This window comes from Clostridium puniceum (assembly GCF_002006345.1).
Lineage (GTDB): Bacteria > Bacillota > Clostridia > Clostridiales > Clostridiaceae > Clostridium > Clostridium puniceum.
The window spans coordinates 89,766-102,188 of sequence record NZ_LZZM01000212.1; the positions used below are offsets into that span (position 1 = coordinate 89,766).

The following is a 12,423-nucleotide window of genomic DNA, read 5'->3' on the forward strand; positions in this document are numbered from 1 at the left end:
AATTGTTAATATTGGTAATTAACAATTTTTATTTCATATGTCACTTAGATTAAATTTTATTCTTTATTTCTTAAACATTTTGGTTCTTCTGGTTGAAATGAACTCCAATTGCATGCTGATGCTGAAACTGTAAATGCCATCTGTGTACAAATCGCTGAAATAAAACTAGTCAATGATTTTTTAAGATAATTTACCATTACTTTCATCTCCTTTCATAATGTATTTAAAAATAAAATCTATTTTTTGTAATAGATTTCTTTTTGAATTGTTTTCTAATCTTCATACTAATAATTTTTTCTTTATCTTCATCAGCATTTAAAAGTAACTTAGCATTATTATCTATTCCAATTGCCATCTTCTCAATTATAGACATCTTGAATTGCACCCCTTTTACTTATATATTTGCTTATTATTATAAATAAAAATACGATGATTAAAGATGGTAAACCAAGTATACACTTTTGATAAGGACTATAAAAATCAATACTTGTATTTATGTTTAGTAATCTTAATGCCCCCATATTTATAAATTCACTAATAGAAAGCAAAAAATACATTACAAAAGTATTGTATATAGAAGTCATTAGGGTGATTTTTATAATAAACATCATGCTTATTGTTAAAATTATATCAATTATTGTATGAACACCAAAATATATTGGAAGCCATCTTACAAAAAATGTTAATATAGATAAAACGATACTACAAAATATATATTTTTTTATATCAATAGATTTTTTTGAAAGTATATGTATTCCATAAACCAATATAAAAATTTCAGGTAGAGTTCTAAGAAAGAACTCTATGTAAGTAAGTTTTAACATGTTATGCCTCCTATTCTTTTAACAGTTAACATAAATTTATTCATTAATTAAGCTGAAGCTATTATATTGATAATATTCGCTACTATTTTGTAAGTTCCTTCTTTTTTTAACTATTTTCCCAAATATATTATTAAAATATAATTATTTACTTTTAAAGGGACGGCAGGCATTCTTCTATTTAAAAATCTATTTTTAAGGACTGCTGTCAATCTTAACATGCTTCGCATGAAAAAAAGCCAGGACTTCTAATCATTTTCTGATTAAAAATTCCTGACTTCTAACATAACTTTTTTATGATTAACATGAGTTTTTTATTACTGATACGAGATTTTTATGAGAATACACATATGTAGGTTTTGAGTAAAGTTCGATCAAAATACCCCAAGTAAGTATTTATACTCTAGACTATTTCAAACACTTATTTATAAATTTAAAAATTAACTCTCAACAAACACCTCTAATTCTTATAAAATTGTTTTAAAGTGTTACCTATATAAACACATTAAAGATTTTATGAATAAGAATTCACGCATTTCTTAGCATTTTATTATTTTTTTCACTACTTGTTTTTAATAAAATAACACAATACAAATACAATTTTTAAATAGTATTTCCCCTTAATATTTTTTAATAATCTGTTATTTTTCTCAATTCCTACAAGTATGAGCGGTTTTTCTGGTCTCTCTTGTAGAGTCATTGCTGAAATATGAATTCATATCAAAAAGCCAGGCACTTTTAATAATTTTCTGATTAAAAATTATTAACTTTCGACATGACCTTTTTTATTAATGACATGAGTTTTTTATTAGTGTACGCCAAATAGCAAAAGGCTAGACATTAAAATTTACTTGTACGCAAGGCGACTGTACGGCAAAAACAGACAGCCCTATTTATGTGTTGACGAGGGATTGCGGAGCAGACTGGATACCAAGCTGATTATCGGAATACTGACCTTTAACGCCGCCTAACATCTTTAGCCTGTGCGGGAGCGTGAACTCCTTTTCACGCTCCCGTATTTTTGTTTTATACTTCAGCTTGTATATTTCTGTCAAAAGAAATATACTAAAATTATAGAGGTGTTATGCATGAATTATATAACGACAAAAGAAGCAGCGAAAAATTGGGGAATCACAGACAGAATGGTAGTATACCATTGCTCTGCTAGACGGATTAAGGAAGCTAAAAAAATGGGAAATACATGGTTTGTTCCGGTTGGCGCTGAAAAACCAGCTGACGGACGATACAGGAGCATTAAAGTAAAGGATGGTGAAAATAAATGAAACGGATATTTTTGGTTGAAGACGATAAGGCAATCGCCAGAAACCTTGTGCTTCTGCTCCGCTCGGAGGGATTTACAGTCACTCATGCCCCTACCCGAAGTGAAGCCCTTGCCGTACTTGCTGGGAATAAATTCGACTTGGCGTTGATTGATATTTCTTTGCCTGACGGAAATGGCTTTACGGTTTGCACGGAAATCAAAGAAACGCAAGATGTTCCCGTTATCTTTCTGACAGCTTCTGGCGATGAGGCGAGTGTTGTTACCGGACTGAACATGGGCGCGGACGACTATATCACCAAGCCCTTTCGTCCGCGTGAACTGATCGCACGAATCAGAACCGCCCTGCGGAAAAGCGGACATTCTCCATCGGCTTTTGAAATCTGCGGGCTTCATGTCGATATGACAAGCGGCATCGTGAAAAAGGACGGCAGCGAGGTTTTTCTTTCAGCCTTAGAATACCGCTTGTTGTTGGTGTTTATTAACAACCCAAAAAGTATTATCACAAGGGGCAGGCTGCTTGACGAATTATGGGACGCTGCGGGCGAGTTCGTCAATGACAATACATTGACCGTGTACATCAAACGCCTGCGGGAGAAGATAGAGCTCACCCCCGCAAGCCCGCAAATCATTCTGACCGTTCGCGGGACTGGATATAGATTGGGGGAGGGGTATGCTTCGGAATAGAGAGTTTCGGCAGCTTGCAATTTTGTTCTCCTTAATAGCTGCCACCACTATAACGCTGGGATTTGCAATTAATAGGTTAGCTGGAATCCTTGCCATTGCTTCTGCCGCCGCCTTTGGAACAGCATTTTTTGCGTTTACCAGAGCCCGATATAAAAGCATTGCGCAGATTTCAGATCAAATCGACCTTTTGCTTCATAACGCTGACCATCTGTATATTGGTGAATCGGACGAGGGCGAACTTTCTATTTTGCAAAGCGAGATAACAAAAATGACGTTGCGTATTCGGGAGCAAAACGATGCACTGAAAAAAGAAAAAGAACATCTTGCCGATTCGCTAGCTGACATAGCCCACCAACTCCGCACCCCTCTCACATCCGTGAACCTTATTCTGTCATTGTTAGAGAATAACTCTGACGAAAATGAACGGAAAGCATTGATACGGGAAACAAAGGAATTGTTTGTACAGATGGATTGGCTGCTTACTTCCCTATTGAAATTATCCCGCCTAGACGCTGGCATTGTGGTTTTCCAAGGCGAGCAGATAGATGTGAATACTTTGATAAGCGCTGCGCTTCACCCGTTTTTGATCCCAATGGAGCTACACGATATTGCTTTGCAAATAGACGTACCGAAAGGGATAACCATTCAGGGCGATTCTGGTTGGCTTTCAGAAGCAATTCAAAACATCCTCAAAAATTGCATGGAAAGCGCAGGCGAGAACGGGAGGATTGAGATTGTCTGCACGGACACCCCACTGTTTACCGAGATTGCCATCCACGACAGCGGCGCAGGCTTTGAAAAAGAAGATTTACCCTGCCTGTTTGACAGGTTCTATCGTGGGAAAAAACAAAACGCTACAGGATACGGGATCGGATTGGCTCTCTGCAAGATGATTATAACACGGCAGGGAGGAACGATTACCGCCAAAAATCACCCGCAGGGCGGCGCGATATTTTCCCTTCGTTTCCCAAAGTGACGAATCTCTCACCTGAAAGTCACAGAGATGTAAGTTGAAGGTTCTATTATATGGGTAAAACATGAGAAAGGAGACTCACTTAATGGAGTTTTTAAAAATCGAAAATTTATGCAAGTTCTACGGTAAGGGCGAAAATCAGGTTACTGCGCTTGACCATGTTTCTCTTACAATCGAAAAAGGGGAGTTTACCGCAATCATCGGCTCCTCTGGCTCCGGCAAATCCACATTGCTTCACATCATCGGGGGCGTAGACGTGCCGACAAGCGGAAAGGTGTATTTGGACGGCCAAGATGTATATGCCCAAAACAATGAAAAGCTCGCCATTTTCCGCAGGCGACAGGTCGGACTGATTTATCAGTTTCACAACCTGATTCCCACTCTGAATGTAGTGGAAAACATCACCTTGCCTATACTTATGGACAAGCGTAAGGTCAACGAGGAACGGCTAAATGACTTGTTGGATCTGCTTGGGTTAAAAGACCGTAAAACCCATTTACCTAATCAGCTTTCTGGTGGTCAGCAACAGCGTGTTTCCATAGGACGCGCTTTGATGAATGCCCCGGCGGTCATGCTTGCTGACGAACCCACTGGCAGTTTGGACAGCCGAAATGGACATGAAATCATCAATCTGCTGAAATTAAGCCATAAAAAATATCGGCAGACCCTTATCGTCGTCACCCATGACGAAAATATCGCCTTACAAGCAGACCGCATTATCGGCATATCAGACGGCAAGGTAGTACGAGACGAGAGGGTGAGACCATGAATATTTTCAACAAAGTTACCCTGCAAGGCATGAAAAAAAGCCGTACACGAACTATTGTCACGATTATCGGAGTTATTCTGTCCGCCGCCATGATTACGGCAGTCGCTACCTTTGGTACTTCCTTGTTAAAGTTTCTGGTAAACGGTTCTATTGGGAAATACGGCGGTTGGCACGTTGAGTTTTTGGATGTTGATTCCTCTTTCGTGCAGGAACGAACCCACGACAATGGAGTTTCAAACACGGCAGTATTTGAAAATATCGGCTATGCAACGCTTGACGGCGGAAAAAGCCCCGAAAAGCCCTATCTTTTTATCGCCGGATTCAGCAAGGAAGCCTTTGATACCTTGCCCATAACTCTGATTTCAGGCAGACTGCCGGAAAACAGCGGGGAGATTCTTATCCCAGCCCACGTTGCCGCAAAGGGCGGCGTTAGATTCAAGGTGGGCGACAAGCTTTCACTTCCTGTTGGAAGCCGCATTGATGGAAACAAGAATCTCAGTCAACACCACCCTTATCTGTCCGGGGGAGAATCGGGAGAGGGCAAAGAAGTTCTTGTCCCAAAAGCAGAGAGAACCTACACGGTTGTGGGTATCTGCGAAAGACCGGGTTTTGAGGAACATTCCGCACCTGGATACACCTTGATAACGAAAGCAGATACAGCAAGCCAAGTGGATAGCTTCAGCATATTTGTCACGCTTAAAAATCCGCGTGGAGTTCAATCTTACGCAAGCACCACAGCCGGACCCCATAGCTATGCCTTTAACGATAATGTGTTGCGCTTCATGGGTCTTTCGGACAATAAACTGTTCAATGCGCTTCTGTACACGGTTGGCGGCATTTTAGTTTCCATAATAATGGTAGGCTCGATTTTTCTAATTTATAACTCGTTCAACATCTCGCTTAACCAACGCACACGGCAGTTCGGGATTCTTTCATCTATTGGAGCCACAGCACAACAGCTGCGAAATTCAGTGCTGTTTGAGGGACTTTGCATTGGCGCAATCGGCATACCCATTGGGGTTATAGTTGGCATAGGCAGTATTGGGCTTTTAATTCCTATTATTGCTGGAAATTTGGGGAACATTATGCCAATCACCGTGCCTTTAACTTTGTCAGTGTCTGTCTCAGCCATTATCGCAGCGGTAGCGGTCAGTTTGGTTACTATTTTGATTTCAGCATATATTCCGGCCAGGAAAGCCGCAAACACTCCCATAATGGATAGTATTCGCCAGACTAACGAGGTCAAAACCGAATCGAAGGCCGTGAAAACGTCAAAGTTCGCACAGCGTCTCTACGGTTTGGAGGGAACTCTTGCACTAAAGAATTTTAAGAGAAACAAAAAACGCTATAACAGTATTGTGCTATCCCTTGTTTTAAGCGTCGTGCTGTTTGTATCTGGAAGTGCTTTTGGAGCAACTCTGAAACGGCTTGCAGAACGGTCCATAATGGACTTTGACTATGACATCGTTTTTACCACTCAGGACATGAACGACAGTGAAATGTTCCCGCTTTACGACAAACTAAAAACTGCAGATGGAGTTTACGAAAGCTCGTACCAAGCGATTTTGGCGTATTCATGTACAGTTAAGGCAAGTGATTTTTTAGACCCTTACCAGGAATATGCGAATTATGTTGCACCGGATGAAACAGTTCATCTACCAATGGACATCCAGTTTATTGAGGACAGCAAATATCTGAGTTTTATCAAAAAATTAGGCTTGTCTGCAGAAGAATATACCGGGAAGAACGCAAAAATGATTGCCGTTGCCAAAAATCGGGTTGCCAAGAAAGACGGACCGAGCGAAGTGTTTGATATGTTTGTGAGTCGTTCCATGACTTTCAATGTCGCTCCCGAAACAAATGACAAGCCGAAGATGGAACATGGGCAAAGCATAAACATTACGTTTGTAGATACGTACCCAGTGGATCCGCTCTCAAAGCAATCTTCTGAGAAAAATTCATACGTTTTTATGGTGGTGGCCCCCTATTCGCTCAAAGAGAAGTTTGAAACCCCAGATACACATTCGGGTATAGGCCTAAGCTTTCTGTCAAAGAATCCTTCGCAATCAGTGGCTAAAATGGAAGCAATGATTCAATATGCAGGAATTACATCTGCGTATAACCTGCACAATGTGTACACTACAGTTGAACAATACCGTAGTCTAACATTTGTCATTGATGTTTTCACCTATGTTTTTGTCATCATGATTTCGCTGATTGCGGTTGCCAATGTGTTCAACACCATTTCCACTAATATCAGGCTGCGCAGGCGGGAGCTTGCCATGCTACGCTCTGTGGGGATGTCTGAACGTGATTTCCAAAAGATGATGAATTTTGAGTGTGTCTTTTATGGCATGAGAACGTTGCTATTCGGGCTTCCAATAGCGGGAATCATCTCGTGGCTGATTTACAAAGGGTTGGTGACCGTAGAAAAGATTGACAACTTCGATTTTGTATTCCCATGGGTCAGTATGGCAATTAGCGTGTTCAGCGTACTCTTTATCGTGTTCATTACAATGCTGTATGCCATTAGCAAGATAAAAAAAGAAAATATCATTGACGCTCTTAGGGATGATATGACTTGATTCAAAACCTATATTAACTTGATATAAAATCAAAAAAACATCTGTGTGATTGAGTTCAAGTGATTCGCAATCTTCCCGAAAGGCGCTTTAGACCTTGAAAATATAGAATTCATCCTGCAGAAGTAATGTAAATTACAAAGGAATGCTACCCTGCGGTAATAAAAAAACGCAGTTGTGTCAGATGATGTTTTGCGGCTAAAATGTGGCCATGCGGCGGTTTTGAAATAACAATCAAAACAAACTCATTCTTTCTCTGTCCTGTTTCAAATTTAGTAATTTGTAAAATAATATTTGCGATTAAATTTTATTATATGGTGGAACTTTTTTAAAAGGATTAATCTATTTTTGAAAAAAGATAATTGAACCGCCTTTGCCAGCTATTGAAGCTCGTATTTTTTATCTATAGTATTTTGAATATAGCTTGGTAATCAGAATAAGATGAGATTATCGCAGTATTTAAAGAAATATTGAATAATTCTCTCTTCTTCTGCTGAAAAATGTACATTACAGATTACATAATCACCATTAGGTAATATTATAATTGTTATATAGACTAGAACTGTTCATACACAATTAAGAGTTTTAGTAAAATTGATTAATTTGCTAAAATTCGCGAATATAAGTAGCTGTAAAAATAGTCTAGCAATAGTTAACATGCTTAACAAATATAGTACTGCGAACTTTAAATTTCATATCTGTCAACACAGTTTTTATATTATTCTTTCAACATTTAGAGTAATTTTAATTTCGTAGATTCTCTAACAAACTAACTCACGAAAAAATAAATATTAATCAAAATTAATATATTAACTTCTAAATTTTTCTTTCCATAAATCGAAATCCCAAGTTTCTAAAAATTTTTCTGCTGCATTATATCCATTTAATAAAAGAGCATTACTCTCCTCTTGGGTAATATCAAAATAAGTTGTATTTATTTTTTTATTTTTTCCGTCTATGTTAATTTCAGTAGGAATCATAATGGTTCTATCAAAATCTCCCTTAAGTGTAGAAATATAGTGTTTATCATGCGCATTTAACATAGTATCTACTAAATCTTCACAATACTCTAGAATAGATGAAATTGAATGGTCTTTGTTGCTTTGTTGTACTTCTCTTGTATTTTCAAAAAACTTGAATCCGATTGTAGGCCATTTCGGATTGTTGCTACCATCGTCCAAAAGCCATATTGGATAATTACTTAAAACACCACCATCAACAATATAATGAGTTTTGCCAGTGGTATCTTGCAATTTAACTGGTTCAAAATATAAAGGTATACTCATGCTCATTCTTACAGCTAAAGAAATACTAAATTTATCGGGATCGAAACCAAAATATTTTAAATCTTGAGGTATTACAATCATCTTTTTTTCTGTTAAATCAGATGAAATTGCACTGAATTTATAAGAGTATTTCTCATCTGTTGAATCATTCATTCTTATATCTCCAAAAGTAGTTTTACCTTTTGCTTTAAATAATTCTTCAATCCAGTCTCTAAAATAATTACCTTCATATATTCCATATTCCAATACTGTACTCAAAATCTTACCTGGTATGCCCATTTTATCAATAAGTGTTTCATCTTTAAATTTAAGATAGTTTAAATTTTTAAGTTCATGCTCAATTTCCTCACCAGTATATCCTACAGCAAGTAATGAAGCTACAATTGCACCTGCTGAATTACCAACTAAATTAACAAAATTATATTTTTTTTCAATAGCTTTTACAGCGCCAACAAGACCTATTCCTTTAACCCCTCCACCTTGAAATACTGCATCGCATTTTAGCATAACTTATCACTCCTATTCTTAATTTTTAATCTAATAGTAGTATTTCATTTAATATAATCATTGTATAATAAAAAATCCTACTAATAAAAGTTTTATTTTAGAACAATAGTTTGATTAAGCTCAATAAATCAGCTTAATCAATTGATTCTATCGCCTTTTTGGTATTTTTAAATGGAACTTTTGTGCTCTCTCCACATGTTTCACACTTATATTCTGCAAATCCATACTTAATATCACTACACTTTAAAGCCTTACTTACTGCTTCATCAATATGCTTTCGCATATATTTCGGCACCTTATTCCAATATTTATTTTTGAAATCATTATAGTTATCATTTAATATGTCTTTTACTGTTATTTTCTCTTTCATCATAATATCTATATTTTATTAGTTATCCACAGATTGTCCAACAATATAATTTCCTAGAGAATAAAAAAAATCATCACCCTATCTTGATGATGAAATTTTTTTATATTTAATTCAAATACTCCTTTGTATTTCATTCTTAAATTATTAACCTATTATTTATAATAATATACATTATTTTTTTGTGTATAATTATATTATCTTTATACACTTTTGTTTTATATAATACTGAAAATTGATATAATGCTATGTTTTACTACAACTCTACATCATCTATCAACGCAACCATTATATTGCAAGTGTATTCTCCTAATTTTTTCTCTATTTTTTCAGCAAATTCTCTCTCCTTTTTGGGATACAATATAATTACTTTAGCACCTCTAAAATATTTCTCATAATTTTTAAAAAATTTCAAAACTCTATTAGTTACAACTGTTGTAACTAAACCAAATTCTAATACATTCATCCACTTTGCAGTCTCTTTTTTCTCAACTACATAAATATTTCCTCCTTCTTCTATTGTTTTTAATACAATTGGTCCATTATAAATGCTTTTAATTAATTTAAATCTCATTTTGTCATTTTTTAATCTCAATAAGTTCTTTCTTTTCATTTCTTCGTTCTCCTTGTTATATTTTTTTATGATATAACATATAATAACTTAATTTTTTAGATTTCTTAGAAAGAATAAAATTTTTTTAGATTTAAATGAAATATAAAGAAATCGCTTCACAGACTGCGTGCTTCTAATTCTTTCAAAAGTTATACATAGATTTGATTGTAAATGTTAATATGAAAGTGGTTCTTTCCAATGTTAGTTGAATTTTAGGTATTCGAGATTTAGAATTTTGCTTCTTAACAAAGCAAAACTACATCTGCCATACATAATGCGCTTAATTACCTTTAATTTATTTACACTACCTTCCGCTAATCCATTATTATAATCATAAATTATTGCATTTTTGACAGCATTTATATCTCTTTTAATTCCATTAATAAATGAGTTAATTTCTCTAATATTTAAATTTGAGGCTCTATTTAACCAATTATCTAACTTTTCAGAGATTTTATTCTTTAATAGTGTTCTAAAATCAGAAACTATATCAGTCAATAGTTGTTACTCCTTTTCTTTTTTAGAGTTATTCCTGTAGATAAGATAATCCAAAAAACGCTTTACCGCAAGCGATGCAGATTTTTTATCTCTCATTGCAAGAACAATTTTACGGTATGCAGGTATGTCCAACTCCTTTACTATGATTCGGTATGGAGTACGTTTCAAAATAAGCTCCGGTAAAATGCTGATACCCAATCCACTTTCGACCATCGACATGATGGCATAATCATCCCATGTTTTAAAATGTATTTTTGGCTGAATATTACATTTTTGAAATATTTCCGATATCTCAGCCTTAGCCCCTTTTTCTACAAGCATGAAAGGATAATCATTTAATGCTTGCACAGGAAATCGTTCACAGTCGACCATCGGGTGATCTTCAGGCAAAACAACAAGTAATTTATCCTGCTCCAAAAATATCGATTCAAATTCCGGATGTACAGGAATCCGGAGAAAACCGCAATCCACGCGCCCCTCTAAAATCCAATTTTCAATTTCTGTATAGTCACCCAATAAAAACTCGTAATCAATATTGGGATAATCCTTTTGAAACGCATTGATAATATTCGGAAGCCAATGGGTAGCTACACTGGAAAATGTACCAATACGAATTAACCCCGACTGCAAACCGTTCAGTTCATCTACTTGTATCTGTAATTTTAGATACTCGTCACATACATTTTTAGCAAACGGCAATAGTTTTAATCCATCAGAAGTCAGGCGTACACCAGCACGTCCACGCTCAAGAAGCGACACTTTCCATTCCTTTTCCAAATCATTAATCATTCGGCTGATGCCGGATTGAGAATAATTCAATACTTCTGCTGCTTTTGTAAAGCTACCATATTCGACAGTCTTAGCAAAAGCCATGTATTTTTGAATGTTCATATCCATACGATGTTCCCTTTCTTATCATCTGATTTTGTAATGTTATTTATGATGAAAATTCTCTTTTGTAATCTTTGAATATATGATATCTTATATATGCCGTATAATCAAGTGAATTTATATGAGCATATAATATTAGTAGAAAGAGGGATAAATGTGAAGGAAAAATTGTATTTTGTGATGTCGATGATTATTGTAGGTGCAGTTGGCGTTTTTATAAAATACATAGATATGTCTTCCAGTAAAATAGCGTTATTTTTATGTCTGATTGGAGCAATATTTTTATTTACTATTTTTAAATGCAAGAAGCAAAAAGTATCGTGGGAAATTGTAAAGAAAAATTCTGTTGCTTTAATTATTTCAGCAGTTGCATTAAGTGGGAACTGGATTTTTTTATTTCAGGCGTACAAGGAAACAACAATTGCGAATGCAGCACTAAGCTATTATTTTGCGCCAGTTCTAGTAATAATCCTTTCTCCTTTGGTTGTGAAAGAAAAGGTTTCACTTAAAAAGGTGCTATGTATAGGTGTTGCTTTACTGGGTTTATTCTTGATATTGAAAAACAGTACAGGGGAAACCACTGCGAATGATTTGGTTGGTATTGGTTATGGATTAATTGCGGCGTGTTTCTATGCTGCAATGACACTGACCAATAAATTTATCCTTAGACTAGATGGATTGACAATTACACTTGTACAAATTGTTTTGTCTATTACGTTATTAACTCCTTTTGTATTGTTCACAGAGGGCTTCAGTTTTTCTTCTGTCACAAGTAAAACGGTTATATTGATGCTTATGCTAGGTGTCCTTCATGGGGGCATTGGACTTTATCTGTTTTTCATCGGAATGAAAGGACTAAAAGCCCAAAGTATTGCCGTACTAAGTTATATTGATCCACTTACATCATTATTGATTTCGGTTTTGATAGTGGGAGAAAAAATGACATTACAGCAATTGTTCGGAGCCATCTTGTTGTTGGGTTCCATTTGGATAAGTGAAACTGGTAAATCAAGAGTAAAAAGCATTATATCATAAGTTACAATATATTTTATGTATGCGATATTGTAATGAAATACATGATAAATATTCGTTTTTATAATTCATTGCGGCATGGTATACTTTAGAAGTAAAAAAGAAAATACATCTCCGC

At 35.7% G+C, this 12,423-nt stretch carries 14 protein-coding genes; 6 read left to right on the plus strand and 8 right to left on the minus strand.

All coding sequences use genetic code 11. The features are described from left to right. Positions 1-56 precede the first annotated feature (56 nt). The 3 genes from CLPUN_RS22010 to CLPUN_RS22015 are packed head-to-tail and all read right to left on the minus strand — an operon-like array spanning position 57 to position 824. The gene (locus CLPUN_RS22010; protein ID WP_077849370.1) at positions 57-197 is read right to left on the minus strand and encodes a cyclic lactone autoinducer peptide; all 141 of its coding nucleotides are present in this window, start codon (positions 195-197) and stop codon (positions 57-59) included. A gap of 26 nt (positions 198-223) precedes the next feature. Beyond that, complete coding sequence (locus tag CLPUN_RS27815) at positions 224-373, minus strand: hypothetical protein (protein WP_158078822.1); 150 nt, start codon at positions 371-373, stop codon at positions 224-226. Next, positions 360-824 (minus strand): hypothetical protein, encoded by a 465-nt coding sequence (locus tag CLPUN_RS22015; RefSeq protein ID WP_077849371.1) that lies wholly within the window; start codon positions 822-824, stop codon positions 360-362. Before CLPUN_RS22015 ends, CLPUN_RS27815 begins: the two co-directional genes overlap by 14 nt. 1,085 nt (positions 825-1,909) lie before the next feature. Between CLPUN_RS22015 and CLPUN_RS22020 the strand changes: the two genes are divergently transcribed. The 5 genes from CLPUN_RS22020 (at position 1,910) to CLPUN_RS22040 (ending at position 7,114) form a co-directional block, all read left to right on the plus strand. Beyond that, positions 1,910-2,104 (plus strand): helix-turn-helix domain-containing protein, encoded by a 195-nt coding sequence (locus CLPUN_RS22020; protein ID WP_077849372.1) that lies wholly within the window; start codon positions 1,910-1,912, stop codon positions 2,102-2,104. Continuing rightward, a complete protein-coding gene (locus CLPUN_RS22025) occupies positions 2,101-2,787 on the plus strand; it encodes a response regulator transcription factor (protein WP_077849373.1) in 687 nt (228 codons plus the stop codon). Before CLPUN_RS22020 ends, CLPUN_RS22025 begins: the two co-directional genes overlap by 4 nt. Then, positions 2,774-3,763 carry a sensor histidine kinase gene (locus CLPUN_RS22030; RefSeq protein WP_077849374.1) on the plus strand — a complete coding sequence of 330 codons (990 nt, stop codon included), beginning with the start codon at positions 2,774-2,776 and terminating at the stop codon, positions 3,761-3,763. Before CLPUN_RS22025 ends, CLPUN_RS22030 begins: the two co-directional genes overlap by 14 nt. 82 nt (positions 3,764-3,845) lie before the next feature. Further along, positions 3,846-4,529 carry an ABC transporter ATP-binding protein gene (locus tag CLPUN_RS22035; RefSeq protein ID WP_077849375.1) on the plus strand — a complete coding sequence of 228 codons (684 nt, stop codon included), beginning with the start codon at positions 3,846-3,848 and terminating at the stop codon, positions 4,527-4,529. Then, positions 4,526-7,114, plus strand: a complete 2,589-nt coding sequence (locus CLPUN_RS22040; RefSeq protein WP_077849376.1) for an ABC transporter permease — start codon at positions 4,526-4,528, stop codon at positions 7,112-7,114. Before CLPUN_RS22035 ends, CLPUN_RS22040 begins: the two co-directional genes overlap by 4 nt. Positions 7,115-7,920: 806 nt before the next feature. On the opposite strand, the gene CLPUN_RS22045 is transcribed toward CLPUN_RS22040, so the two are convergent. The 5 genes from CLPUN_RS22045 to CLPUN_RS22065 all read right to left on the minus strand — a co-directional run bounded on the left by CLPUN_RS22045 (position 7,921) and on the right by CLPUN_RS22065 (position 11,279). Then, entirely contained in the window at positions 7,921-8,904 is a 984-nt protein-coding gene (locus CLPUN_RS22045) for a patatin-like phospholipase family protein (protein ID WP_077849377.1), read from the minus strand. Between the two features lie 133 nt (positions 8,905-9,037). Continuing rightward, positions 9,038-9,277, minus strand: coding sequence for a transposase zinc-binding domain-containing protein (locus tag CLPUN_RS22050; protein WP_077849378.1), 240 nt, complete (start codon positions 9,275-9,277; stop codon positions 9,038-9,040). A gap of 250 nt (positions 9,278-9,527) precedes the next feature. Beyond that, positions 9,528-9,884: a hypothetical protein gene (locus CLPUN_RS22055; protein ID WP_077849379.1), complete on the minus strand. Its 357-nt coding sequence runs from the start codon at positions 9,882-9,884 to the stop codon at positions 9,528-9,530. A gap of 201 nt (positions 9,885-10,085) precedes the next feature. Continuing rightward, positions 10,086-10,382: a transposase gene (locus tag CLPUN_RS22060; RefSeq protein WP_077849380.1), complete on the minus strand. Its 297-nt coding sequence runs from the start codon at positions 10,380-10,382 to the stop codon at positions 10,086-10,088. Between the two features lie 6 nt (positions 10,383-10,388). Then, the gene (locus tag CLPUN_RS22065; RefSeq protein WP_077849381.1) at positions 10,389-11,279 is read right to left on the minus strand and encodes a LysR family transcriptional regulator; all 891 of its coding nucleotides are present in this window, start codon (positions 11,277-11,279) and stop codon (positions 10,389-10,391) included. 150 nt (positions 11,280-11,429) lie between these two features. Here CLPUN_RS22065 and CLPUN_RS22070 point away from each other — a divergent pair, with 150 nt between their 5' ends. Continuing rightward, positions 11,430-12,308: a DMT family transporter gene (locus CLPUN_RS22070; protein ID WP_077849382.1), complete on the plus strand. Its 879-nt coding sequence runs from the start codon at positions 11,430-11,432 to the stop codon at positions 12,306-12,308. Positions 12,309-12,423: the final 115 nt, after the last annotated feature.